Origin of the sequence: Micromonospora sp. NPDC023888 (genome assembly GCF_040639415.1) — a bacterium.
Taxonomy (GTDB): Bacteria; Actinomycetota; Actinomycetes; order Mycobacteriales; family Micromonosporaceae; genus Micromonospora.
Genome location: NZ_JBEZZW010000003.1, coordinates 24,465 through 39,998 on the forward strand (window position 1 = coordinate 24,465; position 15,534 = coordinate 39,998).

17 protein-coding genes are annotated in these 15,534 nt (G+C 73.7%); 9 read left to right on the forward strand and 8 right to left on the reverse strand.

What is annotated here, in order from left to right; genetic code table 11:
• Window positions 1-6 precede the first annotated feature (6 nt).
• Genes AB0F61_RS03175 through AB0F61_RS03190 form a run of 4 tightly spaced genes read right to left on the reverse strand, consistent with a single transcriptional unit; the run spans window position 7 to window position 4,449 of the window.
• A complete protein-coding gene (locus AB0F61_RS03175; protein WP_357803209.1) occupies window positions 7-705 on the reverse strand; it encodes an SIS domain-containing protein in 699 nt (232 codons plus the stop codon).
• Window positions 702-1,919: a glycosyltransferase gene (locus AB0F61_RS03180; protein WP_357802791.1), complete on the reverse strand. Its 1,218-nt coding sequence runs from the start codon at window positions 1,917-1,919 to the stop codon at window positions 702-704. The genes AB0F61_RS03175 and AB0F61_RS03180 overlap by 4 nt, the downstream gene beginning before the upstream one ends.
• Window positions 1,904-2,878 carry a glycosyltransferase gene (locus tag AB0F61_RS03185; protein WP_357802793.1) on the reverse strand — a complete coding sequence of 325 codons (975 nt, stop codon included), beginning with the start codon at window positions 2,876-2,878 and terminating at the stop codon, window positions 1,904-1,906. Before AB0F61_RS03185 ends, AB0F61_RS03180 begins: the two co-directional genes overlap by 16 nt.
• Window positions 2,875-4,449 carry an HAD-IIIA family hydrolase gene (locus tag AB0F61_RS03190; protein ID WP_357803211.1) on the reverse strand — a complete coding sequence of 525 codons (1,575 nt, stop codon included), beginning with the start codon at window positions 4,447-4,449 and terminating at the stop codon, window positions 2,875-2,877. Before AB0F61_RS03190 ends, AB0F61_RS03185 begins: the two co-directional genes overlap by 4 nt.
• A gap of 267 nt (window positions 4,450-4,716) precedes the next feature.
• On the opposite strand from AB0F61_RS03190, the gene AB0F61_RS03195 reads away from it, so the two are divergent.
• The 3 genes from AB0F61_RS03195 (at window position 4,717) to AB0F61_RS03205 (ending at window position 7,136) form a co-directional block, all read left to right on the forward strand.
• Complete coding sequence (locus AB0F61_RS03195) at window positions 4,717-5,163, forward strand: SRPBCC family protein (protein WP_357802794.1); 447 nt, start codon at window positions 4,717-4,719, stop codon at window positions 5,161-5,163.
• On the forward strand, window positions 5,160-6,161 hold the full coding sequence (locus AB0F61_RS03200) for an SDR family oxidoreductase (protein WP_357802796.1): 1,002 nt from the start codon (window positions 5,160-5,162) through the stop codon (window positions 6,159-6,161). The genes AB0F61_RS03195 and AB0F61_RS03200 overlap by 4 nt, the downstream gene beginning before the upstream one ends.
• Before the next feature lie 207 nt (window positions 6,162-6,368).
• Complete coding sequence (locus tag AB0F61_RS03205; RefSeq protein WP_357802798.1) at window positions 6,369-7,136, forward strand: polyprenol monophosphomannose synthase; 768 nt, start codon at window positions 6,369-6,371, stop codon at window positions 7,134-7,136.
• A 157-nt stretch (window positions 7,137-7,293) separates the two neighbouring features.
• On the opposite strand, the gene AB0F61_RS03210 is transcribed toward AB0F61_RS03205, so the two are convergent.
• Entirely contained in the window at window positions 7,294-8,901 is a 1,608-nt protein-coding gene (locus AB0F61_RS03210; RefSeq protein ID WP_357802800.1) for an NAD(P)/FAD-dependent oxidoreductase, read from the reverse strand.
• Window positions 8,902-8,973: 72 nt separating this feature from the next.
• Between AB0F61_RS03210 and AB0F61_RS03215 the strand changes: the two genes are divergently transcribed.
• Complete coding sequence (locus tag AB0F61_RS03215) at window positions 8,974-10,407, forward strand: aldehyde dehydrogenase family protein (RefSeq protein WP_357803213.1); 1,434 nt, start codon at window positions 8,974-8,976, stop codon at window positions 10,405-10,407.
• A 69-nt stretch (window positions 10,408-10,476) separates the two neighbouring features.
• On the opposite strand, the gene AB0F61_RS03220 is transcribed toward AB0F61_RS03215, so the two are convergent.
• Window positions 10,477-10,878: a ChaB family protein gene (locus AB0F61_RS03220; protein ID WP_357802801.1), complete on the reverse strand. Its 402-nt coding sequence runs from the start codon at window positions 10,876-10,878 to the stop codon at window positions 10,477-10,479.
• A gap of 178 nt (window positions 10,879-11,056) precedes the next feature.
• On the opposite strand from AB0F61_RS03220, the gene AB0F61_RS03225 reads away from it, so the two are divergent.
• The 4 genes from AB0F61_RS03225 (at window position 11,057) to AB0F61_RS03240 (ending at window position 13,449) form a co-directional block, all read left to right on the forward strand.
• Window positions 11,057-12,043 carry a YihY/virulence factor BrkB family protein gene (locus AB0F61_RS03225; protein WP_357802803.1) on the forward strand — a complete coding sequence of 329 codons (987 nt, stop codon included), beginning with the start codon at window positions 11,057-11,059 and terminating at the stop codon, window positions 12,041-12,043.
• 102 nt (window positions 12,044-12,145) lie between these two features.
• Entirely contained in the window at window positions 12,146-12,562 is a 417-nt protein-coding gene (locus AB0F61_RS03230; protein ID WP_357802804.1) for a DUF2795 domain-containing protein, read from the forward strand.
• Between the two features lie 52 nt (window positions 12,563-12,614).
• Complete coding sequence (locus AB0F61_RS03235) at window positions 12,615-13,076, forward strand: SRPBCC family protein (RefSeq protein ID WP_357802806.1); 462 nt, start codon at window positions 12,615-12,617, stop codon at window positions 13,074-13,076.
• A 112-nt stretch (window positions 13,077-13,188) separates the two neighbouring features.
• The gene (locus AB0F61_RS03240; RefSeq protein WP_357802807.1) at window positions 13,189-13,449 is read left to right on the forward strand and encodes a hypothetical protein; all 261 of its coding nucleotides are present in this window, start codon (window positions 13,189-13,191) and stop codon (window positions 13,447-13,449) included.
• Here the strand turns inward: AB0F61_RS03240 and AB0F61_RS03245 are convergent.
• Window positions 13,407-14,675: an MFS transporter gene (locus AB0F61_RS03245; protein ID WP_357802809.1), complete on the reverse strand. Its 1,269-nt coding sequence runs from the start codon at window positions 14,673-14,675 to the stop codon at window positions 13,407-13,409. The genes AB0F61_RS03240 and AB0F61_RS03245 overlap by 43 nt on opposite strands.
• A gap of 158 nt (window positions 14,676-14,833) precedes the next feature.
• On the opposite strand from AB0F61_RS03245, the gene AB0F61_RS03250 reads away from it, so the two are divergent.
• A complete protein-coding gene (locus AB0F61_RS03250) occupies window positions 14,834-15,043 on the forward strand; it encodes a hypothetical protein (protein ID WP_357802811.1) in 210 nt (69 codons plus the stop codon).
• Here the strand turns inward: AB0F61_RS03250 and AB0F61_RS03255 are convergent.
• Entirely contained in the window at window positions 15,040-15,489 is a 450-nt protein-coding gene (locus AB0F61_RS03255) for a hypothetical protein (protein ID WP_357802813.1), read from the reverse strand. The genes AB0F61_RS03250 and AB0F61_RS03255 overlap by 4 nt on opposite strands.
• Window positions 15,490-15,534: the final 45 nt, after the last annotated feature.

A 15,534-nucleotide genomic window follows, 5' to 3' on the forward strand; every position in this document is an offset into this window, starting at 1 on the left:
CATCCCTCACGCGTCGACCTGCTGTCCGGACCCACCGTCGAGCACCACTTCGACCCCGGTCCGCACCGGGCCGGCCCCGAGTCGACCGGCCGGGGCGGGATCCGCCGGGTGGCCGACCGCCGGGTCGGTGGTCGCGGCCAACTCCTGTTCGAGGTACTCGCAGAGCAGGTGACTGGTCACCAGGTGCAACTCCTGCACGACCTGCGTGTCCGGCGACGCGACGGCCAGTACCTCGTCGCAGGCGTCGGCGAGGGGATTCGGGGCGGCGCCGGTGAGTGCCCAGGTGGTCAGGCCAGCGTCGCGGGCGGCCCGCGCGGCACTGACCAGATTCGGGCTGCTGCCGCTGGTGCTGAGCAGCAACAGGACGTCGCCGGGGCGGCCGTGGGCGCGCACCTGACGGGCGTACACGTCGGTGTAGCCGTAGTCGTTAGCGATGGCGGTGAGCGCGCTCGTCTCGGCGTGCAGCGCGATCGCGGACAGCGGCTGCCGGTCGTGGTGCAGCTTGCCGACCAGTTCGGCGGTGAGGTGCTGGGCCTCGGCGGCGCTGCCACCGTTGCCGGCCACCAGCAGGCGTCCCCCGGCGGCGAGCCGGTGGGCCAGGTCGGCGCCCCAGCGGGCCAACTGCGACTCACACCGCCGGTACGGCACCAGCGCCGCGGCGAGGTTCGTCAGGTGGGTGTCGAGCAGGCTGCCGGCCGGCATCAGGCCACCACCCGGGCCGGACGGCGGACGGCGGCGACCTCGCTGTAGACCTCGACCAGCCGCTCGGCGGTGGCCGCCCACGAGTACCGCGCGCGGGCCCGCTCACGAGCCGCGGTGGCGTACGCGAACCGCCTGATCCGGTCGTCGAGCAGCCCCTGGATGGCGGCGGCCAGCGCCTGCGGATCCCGGGCCGGCACGAGGTCACCCGTCGTCCCGTCGACCACGGTGTCCCGGATGCCGCCGACGGCGGTGCCGACGACCGGCACCCCACAGGCCATCGCCTCCAGCGGGGTCAGCCCGAACGGCTCGTACCAGGGTGCGGCGACCAGCAGGTCCGCCGAGCGGTACCAGCGGCCCATCTCCTCCCGGGGTACCGCGCCGACCAGGTGCACCCGGTCGGCCACGCCGCAGGTCTCGGCCAGGGCCCGCAGCCGCCGGGCGTACGGGTCGGTCTCCAGCAGACCCTCGGGCGGGCCGCCCACCACCACGCACTCGGCGTCACCGACCAGGGCCATCGCACGGATCACGGTCTGGAAGCCCTTGCGTTCGACGAGCCGGCCCACGGTGAGGATCCGGGCGCGCCCCGGCTCCCGGTCGGCGGCCGGCCCGAGCGGGGCGAACGTGGTGAGGTTGACGCCGGAGGGCACCACTGTCATCCGGGACCGGGGCACGCCCATCCGGACCAGTTCGCCCACCTCGTCGCGGCACTGCGCGACGATCCGGTCCACCGAGCGGCCCAACTCGCGCTCGTAGGACACCCGACGGGCCGGGCTGGTGTCCTGCACGCCCTGGTAGCGGCGCTTCACGGTGCCCAGCGCGTGGTAGGTCTGCACCACCGGCACCCCGGTCTGCCGGCCGGCGGTCAACGCCGCCAGGCCACTCATCCAGAAGTGCGCGTGGACCACCTCGGGCACCCAGTCCCCGCCCCGCCAGCGCTCGATCAGCCAGCGACCGAAGTCGCGCATGTGCGGCAGCAGCGCGTCCTTCGCCACCGGCTCGGCCGGGCCGGCCGGCACGTGCACCACGTCGTACCCGTCCGGGCTGCGGACGGTCACCGGCAGGTCGGGCGCGTCCCGGCGGGTGTAGACCCGCACCTCGTGCCCGGCTGCGGCGAGCGCGGCGGACAGCTCCGCGACGTGCGTGTTCTGGCCGCCGGCGTCCTCCCCTCCGAGGACGGCGAGCGGGCTGGCGTGCTCCGAGATCATCGCGATCCGCATACTTCCTCCTCCAGCAGCCGGTCCCAGTCAGCGAGGAAACGGTCGAGGCCGTACCTGTCCCGCGCGGCGGTGCGCGCCGCCGCGCCGGCCCGGCGCGCGGCCTCCGGTTCGGCGATGAACCGGCGGGCGGCGTCGAGCAGGGTGTCGGTCCGGGTGGCGAGGGCGCCCGCCTCCGGCGGCACCGCCGTCACCGCCTCGGTGGTGGCGAGCGCGACGACCGGCATGCCGATCGCCATCGCCTCGATGAGGCTGAGCCCGAGCGAGGTCCAGCGGCACAGGTGCAGGTACGCGCGCCGCCGGGCCAACTCGGCGTGCATCCGGTCCTGGGGCACGTCGTCGTGGCTGATGAGCCGGTCGGCGGGCAGCCCGAGGTGGTCGGCCAGGCCGGCGACGCCCATCCCGAACACGTCGAGCGGCGCGATCTCGGCGAAGCGGGGCAGCAGGTCGGTGCCGGTGACCCGACCCCGCCGGACCGGCTCGTTGATCACCACGGCGAGCCGGTCGAGTTCACCGGTGTAGGAGACGGCGGGGGCGACGATGCCGTGGTCGACCACTGTGGTGCGGGTGGCCCCGGTGTCCCAGAAGATCTGGTTGAACCCGGTGACGTGGGCGATGAGCAGGTCGTCGCGGTCGGCCATCGGGTGCCGGGTGTTCGGCACGTCGCCCTTCGGGGTGTTGTGCTCGACGTAGACGGCGGGGATGTCGCGGCCCGGTCGGCGGCGCAGCCACGCCTCGGCCCGGTCGATCTCGTCGGGCCGTTGCAGGATCACCACGTCGACGTCGGCGTCGGGCAGGTCCTCCGGGGTGACCTCGACCGCGCTGTCCGGCCAGGGGTAGGTGCGGGCCCGGCCGAGGCCGTAGGGGCCGCGGTCGGGTGTGGTGGGGATCAGGTAGCGGTGGCTGCCGTGCACGAACGACGTGGTCCAGGAACCGTGCACGTGCCAGAGCAGGATGTTCATCGTCGGCCACCACCGCTGACGGTGAGCGTCCGCAGCGCGCCGACCACCTCGTCCGGGTCGATGCCGCGCAGGCACGGGTGCCCGGGGACCGGGCAGTTCGTCGCGCGGGTGTCCCGGCAGGGTGCGGCGGCGTCACCGAGCCGGACGGTGGGCACCCGGTAGGGCCCCCACTGGCCGAAGGGGACGGTCGGCGCGAAGAGACTCACCACGGGCACGCCGGCCGCGGCGGCCAGGTGCGCGGGACCGGTGTTGCCGACGACTATCGCGCTGGCGTCCGCCATGATCGCGGCCAGCCCGGCCAGGTCGGTTCGGCCACCCAGGTCGGTGCCGCCGGCCGCCGCCACCCGGGCGGTGACCGCACGCTCGTCCGGGCCGCCGGTGACGAGCACCCGGTGCCCGGCGGCGGTCAGCGCCCCGGCGATCCGGCTCGCCACCTCGGGCGGGCAGGCCCGGCTGGACGCGGCCGAACCGGGGTGCAGCACCACGTACCCCGGGTCGCCGAGATCGGTCGGGCGCGGCGGGACGGCGTCGCGGCGCAGCCGGAGCACGGGTTCGTCGCCGTCGGCCAGCCGGTGGCCGGCGGCGGCGGCGAGGGAGAGGGCACGTTCGGGTTCGGGGACGCCCACCGGCACCCGGTGCCGGATGTCCAGCAGCGAGCCCGGGTAGTCGTCGCTGATCGCCGCGATCCGGCCGATTCCCGCCATCCGCAGCAGCAGCGCCAGCGGCAGCGCGGACTGGTGGAACGAGGTGAACACCACCGCCTGGTCCGCACCGACCGCACCCAGCCGCGCGGTGAGGCTCCGCAGGGCCTCCGGGTCGACCGGCCCCGGCGTCGGGTCGATCCAGGGCAGCGGGTGCTCGATGATCTCGTCGACGCCGGGCAGCAGGTCGGCGGCGGCGCGGCCACGCGGCCCGCACAGCAGCACCACCCGCTGCGCCCCCGCTGCAACGGCGCGGATCGCCGGCCCGGTCACCAGCACGTCCCCGGCCGAGTCCGACCGGACCACCAGCGCCGTGCGCACCGGGTCACCGATCGGGGTCGCCGGTCGTACGGCCTGTTGGCGGCGCAGGATCTCGTCCACCGCCGCCGGCAGATCGGTGGCCACCCACCCGGCGGCGGCGATCTCCTCCGGCCGGGTCACCGGGGTGGGCACGAGCACTCCCGCCGCCCCCGCGGCCAGCGCGGCGGCGACGTCCCGGCCGATGTCGCCCACCAGCACGCACCGGGACGCGGTAGTGCCCAGCTCCCGCGCGGCGGCGTACACCAGGCCGGGCGCCGGCTTGCGGCAGTCACAGCCGTCGGCGTCGTCGTGCGGGCAGACCAGCCACGCGTCGAACCGGCCCAGCAACTCCTCGACGCGGGCGTGCACGGCCCGCATCTGCGCGCCGGTGAAATAGCCCCGGGCCAGGCCCGACTGGTTCGTCACGACCGCCAGGCGCAGCCCGGCCGCCCGCAACCGGTCAAGCGCCGCCCGCGCCCCCGGCACCGGCCGTACCTTCTCCGGGTCGCCGTTGTACGGCACGTCCTCGATCAGGGTGCCGTCGCGGTCCAGCAACACCGCGTCGTACAGGACGGGTCGGGAACTCCCGCCGGCGGTGCGCCGGGACCCGGAACCGGCGCGGTCAGCAGCGGCGTAAACCGGGGCTGACCTGCGCTGATACGGCTCCTCCTGGTCCTGTCGCACAGGCGGCGGGTTCCCTGCGCCCCGAGGAGTAAACGTCGTCGTCGAGCTGTGGGCCAGCCCCGCGAGCGGTGCCCCGCACCGGCCTTACCCGCCGCGTGGGAGAAGCTAACCCGGCGGTCGTTAGCCCCGCCGTGGCGCGGGTATGAGAGCCCAGTGGCGATTGTGGAGAAAGTGATCGACGCTCCCCCGCAGCAGGTGTTCGACGTGCTCGCCGACGGGTGGACGTACAGCGACTGGGTGGTCGGGACGACACACGTACGCGACGTGGACGACGCCTGGCCCCGCGTGGGCAGCCAACTGCACCACAAGGCCGGGCCGTGGCCGCTCTCGTTACAGGACGCCTCGACCGTGCTGGTCTGCGAACCGCCGCACCGGCTCGTGCTCAAGGCCGGTCTCTGGCCGGCCGGGGAGGCGATCGTGGCCTTCACGCTGGAGCCCGTCGGCGAGAACGCCACCCGCATCCGGATCGGGGAGGACTTCGCCGCCGGCCCCCTGCGCTGGGTCCGGAACAAGGTCAACGACCTGGTGCTGCACCTGCGTAACCGGGAGACGCTGAACCGGCTCGCCGACATCGCCGCCCGGCAGAAGGGGTCACCGTGACGCAGACCGTGGTGGTGACCGGGGCGAGCGCGGGCGTCGGTCGTGCCGTCGCCCACGCGTACGCGGACCGGGGCGCCCGGCTGGCGCTGCTGGCCCGGGGCGAGGCCGGCCTGGCCGCCGCCGAGCGGGAGTGCCGACAGCGCGGCGCCGCCGACGTGCGCGCGTACCGGGTCGACGTGGCCGACGCGGGCGCGGTGCAGCAGGCCGCCGACGACGTGGTGCACCGGTGGGGCGGCATCGACGTGTGGATCAACAACGCCATGGTGTCGGTGTTCGCGCCGGCCTGGGAGATCCCGGCGCGGGAGTTCCGCCGGGTCACCGAGGTGACCTACCTGGGCACGGTGCACGGCACCCTGGCGGCGTTGCGGCACATGCGGGCGCACGCGCGGGGCACGATCGTGCAGGTGGGTTCCGCGTTGGCCTACCGGGGGATCCCGTTGCAGTCGGCGTACTGCGCGAGCAAGCACGCCATCCAGGGGTTCAACGACTCGCTGCGCGCCGAGCTGCTGCACGACTGCCCGAGGGTGAAGCTGTCGATGGTGCAGTTGCCCGCCGTCAACACGCCGCAGTTCTCCTGGGTGCGCACCCGGCTGCCCCGGCATCCGCAGCCGGTGCCGCCGATCTTCACGCCGGAGTTGGCCGCCCGCGCGATCGTGTGGGCCGCCGACCGTGGCACCCGGGAGCTGAACGTGGGCGGCCCGACGTGGCGGGCCCGGCTGGCCGACATCCTCTTTCCCGGCCTGCTCGACCGGAAGCTGGCCCGCGACGGCTACGACAGCCAGCAGACCGGCGACGAGATCGACCCGCGCACCTGGCGGGACAATCTCGACCACCCCGGCGACGGGGAGACGGACCGGGGCACGGCGGGCGTGTTCGGCGAACAGGCCCGCAACCGGTCAACGGCGCTCTGGGTCGGCACCCACAAGCCGACGTTGTCAGGTGTCGCGGTCGCCGCGGTGGCGCTCGCCCTCACCGCCGTGACCCGTCGCCGACGTTGACCGCTCGTCGGCGGCATCGACGCCGTCGCAGGCGTTCACCGCTCGTCGCGGGCCACCGGCCCGCACCGGTTGCGACCAGCGGGATCGATGCCCGCCCCGGCGGGGCACCCCCATCCGCAACGCCCGGAAGGGGTGCCTCTTCAACCCGAATGTGACAACTGGATACCCTTTCCGGGAGCCCCCTGTCCGCAAACCGAGGATGTCCGCATGATCGAGCCTGTGCAGCTACCGTCGCCGTGGCGGGACGCACGCCTGACCGTCGTCGTGCCCACCTACAACGAGGCGGGCAACCTGCCCACCCTGGTGGAGCGGCTGCTCGCCCTGCCACTGCCCGGCCTGCGCATCCTCGTCGCCGACGACAACTCCCCCGACGGCACCGGCGACGTGGCCGACAAGCTGGCCATCGAGCATCCGGAGCGGGTGGAGGTCGTGCACCGGGCCGGCAAGGAGGGCCTCGGCCGGGCGTACGTCGACGGGATGACCCGGGCCATCGAGGGCGGCGCGGAGTACGTGGCGCAGATGGACGCGGACCTGTCGCACCCGCCGGAGGCGCTGCCGGGGATGCTTGGCGCGCTGCTGTCCACCCAGGCGAGCGTGGTGATCGGTTCCCGCTACGTGCCCGGTGGGGAGCTGGACGAGAACTGGCCGCTGTACCGTCGGGCCCTCAGCGGCTGGGCGAACCTCTACGTGCACACCCTGTTGCGGGTGCGCATCCGGGACCTGACCGCCGGTTTCAAGATCTGGCGGGCCGACGCGCTGCGCGACATCGGTCTGGACCGGGTGCAGTCCAACGGCTACAGCTTCCAGGTGGAGATGCACTACCTCGCCACCAAGTTGGGGCACACCATTCTGGAGGTGCCGATCCGCTTCGAGGAGCGGCGCGACGGCATCTCCAAGATGACCACCGCGACCAAGGTGGAGAGCGCCCTGATGCCGTTCCGCCTGCGCAGCAAGCACCGCAACATCACCGGCTGAACCCCACCCACCCCCACCCCCACCCCCACCCCCACCCACCCGCGTTGATCATGAGGTTGGCGGGCTCGTTGATCTCCAATCGCCCCGTCAACTCCATGATCAACGCGGAGGGGCGGGGCGGGCGGGGGCGGGGCGGGTGGTGGGGGCGGGGTGGGGTTCAGGTGGGGTAGACGGCGCGGTGGGCTGTTGCGATGGCTGCGGCGTAGGCGCGGCCGGTGACGGCGCGGTCGCGGGCCAACGCCGCGCGGGCCGCGTTCGCCCCGGGCGCGCCGTGCACCCCGCCGCCGGGATGCGCCGACGCGCTGGCCAGGAAGAGCCGGTCCACCGGGGTGTCCGCACGGCCCAGGCCGGGGATCGGGCGCAAAAAGAGCTGCTGGTACGCGGCTGCTGTGCCGCCGCCCAGCGCGCCCCCGACCAGGCTCGGGTTGTCCCGCTCCAGGTCGGCCGGACCGGCCACGTGCCGACCGACGACGAGCTGCCGGAAACCCGGTGCCGCCGCCTCCAGCACGTCCTCCATCCGCTGCACGTGCCCGGCGATGTCCTCGGCGCGCCAGTCCTGGCGGAACGGCAGGTGGGTGTACGCCCAGAGCGACTCGGTGCCCGGCGGGGAGTGGCGGGGTTCGGCCACCGACATCTGCCCCACCAGCAGGAACGGGTCGCGGGGCAGCTCACCACGGGCCAGCTCACCCGCGTAGTGGGTCAACCCGTTGAGGTCCGCGCCGAGGTGCACGGTGCCGGCGCCGGCCACCTCCCGGTTGGTCCAGGGCACCGGCGCCGAGAGAGCCCAGTCCACCTTCAGCGTCGACCCGTCCCACCGGAAGTGCGCCAGATCCTCCACCAGCCGCGACGGAAGGGCCGCCGCGCCGACCAGGTCGAGGAACAGCGCTGGCGCGGGCACGTCGGCGAGCACGGCCCGGCGGGCCCGCCACAGCGCGCCACCCTCGGTGCGTACCCCCATCGCCCGGCCCCGGGCGGTGAGCACCCGGTCGACGCGGGCGCCGTAGAGGATCGTCCCGCCGCGCTCCTGTAGCCGGGCCACCAACGCGTTGGTGATCTGCTGCGCGCCGCCCTCGGGCACCGGCCAGCCGATCTGTTGGCCGAGCATGGCCAGCAGCCAGCCGTACACCCCGGAGCCGGCCTCCTCCGGGGACAGGTCGGTGTGCAGGGCGCAGCCGGCCAGCAGGGCCGGCCCGCCGGCGCCGTCGAAGAGTTCGTCGCCGAGCTTGCGGACCGGCACCACCAGGCGTCGCGCCAGTCGCAACGCGCCAGCGACGCGCAGCCGGCGCAGCAGACCCAACCCGCCGCGTACCGGTGGGAACGGCGAGGTGATGGCCGTCAGCATCGGCTCGGCCACGTCGACCCAGTCGGTGTACGCGTTGAGCCAGCGCTTGCCGTCGCCCGGCGCGAACTGCTCGAGTGAGGCGGCCGTGACGTCCGGGTCCCGGTTGATCACCGCGGCCCGACCGTCCGGCAGCAGGTGCGCCAGCACGTCCGGCGCATGCCGCCAGGACAGGCCGTGCCGACCCAGGTCCAGCCCGCTCAGCACGGGCGACGCGTACCCCAGGGGGTAGAAGGAGCTGTAGAGGTCGCTCAGGTAGCCGGGCGCTGTCACCTCCGCGGAGCGGATCGCGCCGCCGGGCACCGCCGTCGCCTCCAGCACCACCACCTCCCAGCCGGCGTCCGCCAGCAGGTTGGCCGCCACCAGGCCGTTGTGACCGGCCCCGACGACGACGGCGTCCGCGCTCTGCGCGGCGGTGGTTGTCATCCGATCCGCCTACCCGGCACGCAACGGGGCGAAACGCGTTTGCCCCGCCGAGGCCGGGGCATGCAGCGCCGCATGTACACGGTTGCGCAGTTGGTGGGTGGGGTGTGGGGCGCGGGCGGCGACGGCGGTGAACTGGTGGTGCGCGACCCGGCGGACGACTCGCCGGTCAGCACGGTGCCGGTGGCGACCGCCGACGAGGTCGGCAAGGCGACCCAGGCGGCCCGCAACGCGGCCGCCGGTTGGGCGGCGACCGCGCCGGCCGAGCGGGCCGCGGCGCTGCACCGGGCCGCGGACGCGGTCGCGGCGGCCACCGAGGAGCTGGCGGCGGCGGTGACCGCCGAGATGGGCAAACCGTTGGCGGACGCCCGCGGCGGCGTCGAGGCGGGCATCGGCACCCTGCGACAGTACGCGGAGCTGGCTCCGCTGCGCGGCGGGCGGGCGCTCAACGGGGCGCCGGACGCACTCGACTTCCTGTCCCCGCAGCCGCACGGCGTGGTCGCGGCGATCACCCCCTGGAACGACCCGGTGGCGGTCTCCTGCGGGCTGCTCGGTGCCGCACTGGTGACCGGCAACGTGGTGCTCTACAAGCCGAGTGAACGCACCCCCGCGACGGGGTGGCTGCTGGCCCGCGCACTGGATCAGGCGTTGCCGGCCGGCGTCCTGTCCCTGCTGACCGGCGGCCCGGAGGTGGGTGCGGCGCTGGCGGCGCAGGAGGTCGACGTGGTGGCGCACGTGGGCTCCACCGCGACCGGGCGGGCGATCGCCGCCGCCGCGGCCCGCACCGGCGCGAAGGTGCTGCTGGAGAACGGCGGCAGTGACCCGTTGATCGTCGACGCGGGCGTCGACCCGGAGTGGGCGGCCGACCAGGCCGCGCTCGGCGCGTTCGCCAACGCGGGGCAGATCTGCGTGGCGGTGGAGCGGATCTACGTACACCGGGAGGTGGCCGAGGACTTCGTAGCCGCGCTGGTGCGGCGTGCCGCTGCCCTGCGGCTCGGGCCGGGCCGGGACCCGGACACCCAACTGGGCCCGCTCGTCGACCGGCGGCACCGGGATCAGGTGCACGGGCAGGTGGCGGCGGCGGTGGCGGACGGCGCCCGGTTGCGGGTCGGCGGCGAGGTGCCGGACGGGCCGGGGGCGTTCTACCCGGCCACGGTTGTCACCGACTGCCGGCACGACATGCCGTTGGTGCGGGAGGAGACGTTCGGGCCGGTCGCCCCGGTGGTGGTCGTCGACTCGTTCGACGAGGCGCTGCGCTGCGCCGCGGACTCCCCGTACGGGCTGGCCGCCACGGTGCTGACCACGTCGATGAGTCACGCGCAGCGGGCCTGGCGGGAGCTGCCGGTGGGCACCGTGAAGGTCAACGCGGTGTTCGGCGGCGCGCCGGGTGGCGCCGCGCAGCCACGACGGGCCAGTGGGCAGGGCTTCGGCTACGGCCCGGAGCTGCTTGACGAGTTCACCGCCACGAAGGCGGTGCACATCGAGGCGCCGGGCGGCGGGCAGTGGTGAACGGTACGGGCGGACGCAGGGGTGGCGCGTCCGCCCGTACCGTGTCGGTGTTGACGCCCGCGGTGCCGCTCAGTCGCCGCGGGCCTTGCGGGTGGCCCGGTCGTTCGCCTTCTCGATCGCCTTGACCAGGTCCGGTTTGGTCATGCTGGACCGGCCGGGAATGTCGAGTTCGCGGGCCACCGACAGGAGATGGTCCTTGCTGGCGTTGGCGTCGACTCCACCGGCGGTGGGTGCTCGCCGTTCCGGGCCGCCGCCGGCGGCCTGCCTGTCACTCGGGCCCTTGCGGCCCTTCGGCTCCCAGTGGTCGCCCACCTTCTCGAACTGGTGCTTCACCGCGGCGAAGGCGGTGCGGTGCGACCGCTCCCCCTCGCCGTAGGTCTCCACCGCCGAGTCGTGCGTCTTCTCCCAGGTGCGCTGCGCCTTCTCCGGGGAGCGTCGCAGCGTGCTGGGCAGGTCCTCGCGCCCGGGCATCTCGTCCTCCTCCGTGCCGACAGGGTCACCCTGACCGTTCCCCGGTCACGCGGCGGCAAACCATACGCGCGACCGGCGCGACGCCTGCCGAGTTTCTCGAATTCCCGATCCGGGTACCGGTGGCCCAGGCCCGACCGGACATCCGGTCATACCGGTGGCCGGGGCGCAGGGAGCGGGCATGACGACCACGGAGCCCGGTACGACGCGCGAGGGCGGGCGCGACACCACCGTTCCCCGCCGGATGCGGCAGTTGAGCTGGCGGACTTGGCGTGGGGTGCTGGTCCGCAGCGTGCAGAACTTCGTCAACGACAACTGTTCCGACTGGGCCGCCGCGCTCACCTACTACGGGGTCCTGGCGCTCTTCCCGTCCGCCATCGTGGTGGTGGCCCTTGTCGGTCTGGTCTCCGACGGCGAGCGGACCCTGGACACGGTGGTCGACCTGGCCAAGCAGGTGGGTGCCGGGTCGGTGGTGACCGGCGACGACGGCGGGGTGGTCGGGGTGATCCGGGCCGTCGTGCTCCAGCAGAGCAATCCCAAGCTGCTGCTGAGCTTCGGTCTGCTCGGTGCGCTGTGGTCCGCGTCGGGTTTCATCGGCGCGTTCACCCGGGCCTCCAACGCCGTGTACGGGGTGACCGAGGGCCGGCCGGTCTGGAAGCTGCGGCCGTTGCAGATCGGCCTGGCCGCGGTGACGCTGGTGCTGCTCGCGGTGGTCGCCCTGGCGCTTGTCGTCAGCGGCCCGGTCACCGACGCGGTCGGTGATCTGATCAACGCCGGTGGCCTGGCCCGGACGGTGTGGAGCGTGGCGAAGTGGCCGGTGCTCGCCATGGTGATGATGGCGCTGCTGTCGCTGCTGTTCTGGATCGCGCCGAACGTGCGCCAACCCCGCTTCCGCTGGCTGACTCCCGGCGGCGCGGTGGCCCTGGTCTCCTGGACGGCGGTCTCGTTCGGCTTCGGCTTCTACGTGGCGACCTTCGCCTCGTACAAGACGACCTACGGCAGCCTGGGCGCGGCCATCGCGTTCCTGGTCTGGCTCTACCTGTCCAACTCGGCGCTGATGCTGGGGGTGCAGATCAACGCCGAGGTGCAGCGCGGGCGGCAGTTGCAGGCCGGTGACCCCGACCCGGACGACCCGGTGCTGCCGCCCCGCAGGCCCGCCGACGACTGAGCCACCGGTTTCGGGCCGGTCGTCCGGTTCGGCGTCGGACCATGGGCCCGTTCGTGGCCGGGTGCCGGTTTAGCGGGCCGGGTGCCGGGTAGCGCAGAGGGCATGGAGCGTGGCAACAGCAAGCACGGACCGAGGATCGACGAACAGATGAGTCAGGAGGTCAGCGGCCTCGTGCAGGGGCCGGGGACCGGTGGCTCTCGGGTCGACGAGGCGCGGGTGCCGGAGCCGGCTGGCGAGGACCAGCCGGAGGTGACCACCGCGCCGGCCGGCGAGACGCGCACCGGCGCCCCGAAGGGGATGAGTTCCACTGACGTCGAGCAGCGCAGCCGGCTCGGCCGGTTCATCTCGATGAGCGCGCTGCCGGGCGACCGCCTGGTGCTCGTCGCCAGCGCCCGCGAGAACGAGGCGCCGGACGACGTCGTGGCGGCGCTGGAACGACTGCCCGAGGGCACCGTCTACCAGACGGTCTCCGAGGTGTGGGCCGCGCTCGGCAACAAGAACGAGACAACTCGCTGGTGACGGGTCGTCCCCCGACCCCATGACCACCAGCGGCTGAAGGAGGTTCTCTCAGATGAGTGGCGTTACCGAACACGTGGACGTTTCCGTGCCCGTACGGACCGCGTACGACCAGTGGACGCAGTTCGAGGAGTTCCCCGAGTTCATGGAGGGCGTGGCGGAGGTGCGGCAGGTCTCCGACACGATGACCCACTGGACCGTGGACATCGCCGGGGTGAAGCGCGAGTTCGACGCCGAGATCACCGAACAGCTTCCCGACGAGCGGGTCGCCTGGCGTTCGACCGACGGCACCCAGCAGGCCGGCGTGGTGACCTTCCACCGGCTCGACGCGGACAAGACTCGGGTCACCCTCCAGCTCGAGTTCGAGCCGCACGGCGTGGTCGAGCAGGCCGGCGACAAGCTCGGCATCGTCGACCGGCGGGCCAAGGGCGACCTGGAGCGGTTCAAGACCTTCATCGAGCGGCGCGGTCAGGAGACCGGCGCGTGGCGCGGTTCGGTGGACCGTCCGCAGCCGTGATCCCCACCTGGACGCAACCCGATGGCCGCCGGAATCCCGGCGGCCATCGCCGTACCCGAGTCCGGTCGCGTGGCCCAGTTTGCGATCATCGCGCCCGGGTACCGCTCAAGACATGACCGACGACAACATCAGGGTGTGGCGGGACGAGGAACGGCTTCCGCTGGAGGAGTTGGAGCGTGCCGTGTCGGGCTCCAGCCTCGACGGGCAGGCGGACGACGTGACGGGCAACGACGCGGGCGAGGAAGCCGCGTTCGGGCACGGGCCGGCAGCGGACGACCGTGCGGGACAGGCCCAGGGCAACAGTCGGGAGGACACCGACCCGCAGCGCCGCTACCGCCCGTCCACCACCGGCCGGACCGGGCCGGACGTCTGACCCTCCCCGCCCGGTTGGGCGGGCACCGGCCGCCCGGTGGGCCGACCAGTCGAGCGACGGGCGCCCCACTCGTAGAGCGCGATCAACGCCAGTGCGAGCACCACCAGGGCCGAGCCCAGCACCTGCACCGACGTGTTGCCGATCAGCACACCGAGCCCGGCCGGGACGAGCGCCGCGCCGATGCCGGACGCCCCGACCTGGAGCCCGATGGCCCGGTCCGCGTGCGCCGCGCCGACCCGGTCGGCGGTGGTGAGGGTGAGCAGTGGGAACACCGGCGCGGCGGCGAAGCCCACCACGACCAGGCCGAGCACCGCCAGCGCGGCCGGCCCGGGTACGGCGATCAGCGCCGCGCCCACTGCCATTCCGACGAGGCTGACGCGCAGCACAAGCCCGGCCCCCAGGCGTTCGGCCACCACGCCCTGCACGACCCGACCGACGAAGAGACTTCCCCAGTACGCGGAGACGCAGCCGCCGGCCACCGTCGCGCTCACGCCCCGACCCTCGGTCAGCAGCAGGAACGCCCACAGCCCGGCGGACACCTCGATGGCGACGTACAGCGCGAAGGCGAGCGTCCCGGACCACACCGCCGGTAGCCGCAGGGTCGCCCGGATCGGAACCCGGACCACCGGAGAGGTCGCGGCCCCGGTGGTGGCCGGGCTGCCGCGTCGCCAGGCCCGCACGGTGAGCGCGAACGCGGTGGCGAGGGCGAGCTGGGTGGCGGCCACGATGCCGTACCCCCAGCGCCAGGACAGTCCGGCGCTCAGCACCCCGGTCATGATCAGCGGGCCGATCGCCACGCCCAGGCCGAAGAAGGCGTGCAACCAGTTCATGTGGCGCGGCCCGAAGGCCCCGGCGGCGTACGCGTTGAGCCCGGAGTCGACCGCGCCGGACCCGAGCCCGACCAGCAGCGCACAGCCCACCAGCACGGCCAGCACCGGGCTCAGGGCATAGCCGGTCAGGGCCAGGCTGGCCAGCAGGGTGCTGCCGGCGAGCAGCGCCCCCACGCCGACCCGGGCCAGCGTGAAACCGGCAAGCACGCTTGAGGTCAGATAGCCGACGGTGCCTGCGGTGAGGACCAGACCGACCGCCTCGGTCGGCACGTCGAAGTCGCCCCGGATCGAGGGCCAGCCGACACCGAGCAGGGAGTCGGGCAGACCGAGACTGACGAACGCGAGGTAGGCAAGCAGGAGCAGGGAGGCGCGGGGACGTGCGGGCGCGGTGGACACGGGACACCATCCTGCCGCAGGGGCACCTTAGCGCCGTGGGCGCCCGATCGCGCGCTGCGCAAAGAAGTCGTGTCCGGACGGTCGAGAAAACGGACAGCTCATCCAGAATCGGCCGATCGGAGGACGGCAAACGGGCTGGCTCGCGTAAGACTTTCGGAATGCATCAAGGCTCCGGAATCCTCTCGACGCGTCAGCGCCGGCTCGCCTGGCTCGGCTTCCTGCTCGCGGCCCTGCAGGCACCCGTGTCCGCCCGGCTGGTCGCCGACGACTCGTGGCTGTTCAGCCTCTGTGTCGCGCTGATGGTGGCGACCGTGATCATCGCCGATGACGCGGCGCGGCGGCGCCCTGCCGACGCGACAAGCGACTAACCCGCGCTGCCCGGCCGGGCCTCGTGCCCCGGTCGGCCGCGGCTGCGACGGCGTTCCTTCATCTCCGCCTCGTAGAGGTGGCGCCGTCCGCCCACCAACTCGTCGCGGGCCTGGCGGTCCACCTCCCGGAACAGCGCATGGTAGCCGTCGTCGAAGTCCTCGACGATCTGGAACGTCCACCGCCCGGCGATGACGTTGCGGCCCACCAACTCCGTGTCGATCCGGTCGGCGAGCCGCCCGTGCCCGGCGGCGCGGAACTGCTCCACCGCGTCGCCGAGGATGAGGTCGGCGTGCCCGATGAGCTGGTGCAACGAGTACAGGTGCCCCCGGGCCCGCTCCACGCACTCAAGCGCCTCGCTGAGCCTGCCGAGCGCGGCGACCGTCGCGTCGCTCACCCCTGGCGGTCGCCGGTGCTGCTCGTCCGGTCCGTCCGGCTGCTGTCCCATCGCCTGCCTCCGTGCCGTGAAACGCCTCTGGTTCTCCTGCTGCCC

Excerpts from the sequence above, each read along its gene's own strand:
- AB0F61_RS03185 (WP_357802793.1), bottom strand. The coding sequence starts at position 2,878 with ATGAACATCCTGCTCTGGCACGTGCACGGTTCCTGGACCACGTCGTTC.
- AB0F61_RS03220 (WP_357802801.1), bottom strand. The coding sequence starts at position 10,878 with ATGCCCGGGCGCGAGGACCTGCCCAGCACGCTGCGACGCTCCCCGGAG.
- AB0F61_RS03240 (WP_357802807.1), top strand. The coding sequence starts at position 13,189 with ATGACCGACGACAACATCAGGGTGTGGCGGGACGAGGAACGGCTTCCG.
- AB0F61_RS03180 (WP_357802791.1), bottom strand. The coding sequence starts at position 1,919 with ATGCGGATCGCGATGATCTCGGAGCACGCCAGCCCGCTCGCCGTCCTC.
- AB0F61_RS03230 (WP_357802804.1), top strand. The coding sequence starts at position 12,146 with ATGGAGCGTGGCAACAGCAAGCACGGACCGAGGATCGACGAACAGATG.
- AB0F61_RS03225 (WP_357802803.1), top strand. The coding sequence starts at position 11,057 with ATGACGACCACGGAGCCCGGTACGACGCGCGAGGGCGGGCGCGACACC.
- AB0F61_RS03210 (WP_357802800.1), bottom strand. The coding sequence starts at position 8,901 with ATGACAACCACCGCCGCGCAGAGCGCGGACGCCGTCGTCGTCGGGGCC.
- AB0F61_RS03250 (WP_357802811.1), top strand. The coding sequence starts at position 14,834 with ATGCATCAAGGCTCCGGAATCCTCTCGACGCGTCAGCGCCGGCTCGCC.
- AB0F61_RS03215 (WP_357803213.1), top strand. The coding sequence starts at position 8,974 with ATGTACACGGTTGCGCAGTTGGTGGGTGGGGTGTGGGGCGCGGGCGGC.
- AB0F61_RS03235 (WP_357802806.1), top strand. The coding sequence starts at position 12,615 with ATGAGTGGCGTTACCGAACACGTGGACGTTTCCGTGCCCGTACGGACC.
- AB0F61_RS03255 (WP_357802813.1), bottom strand. The coding sequence starts at position 15,489 with ATGGGACAGCAGCCGGACGGACCGGACGAGCAGCACCGGCGACCGCCA.
- AB0F61_RS03205 (WP_357802798.1), top strand. The coding sequence starts at position 6,369 with ATGATCGAGCCTGTGCAGCTACCGTCGCCGTGGCGGGACGCACGCCTG.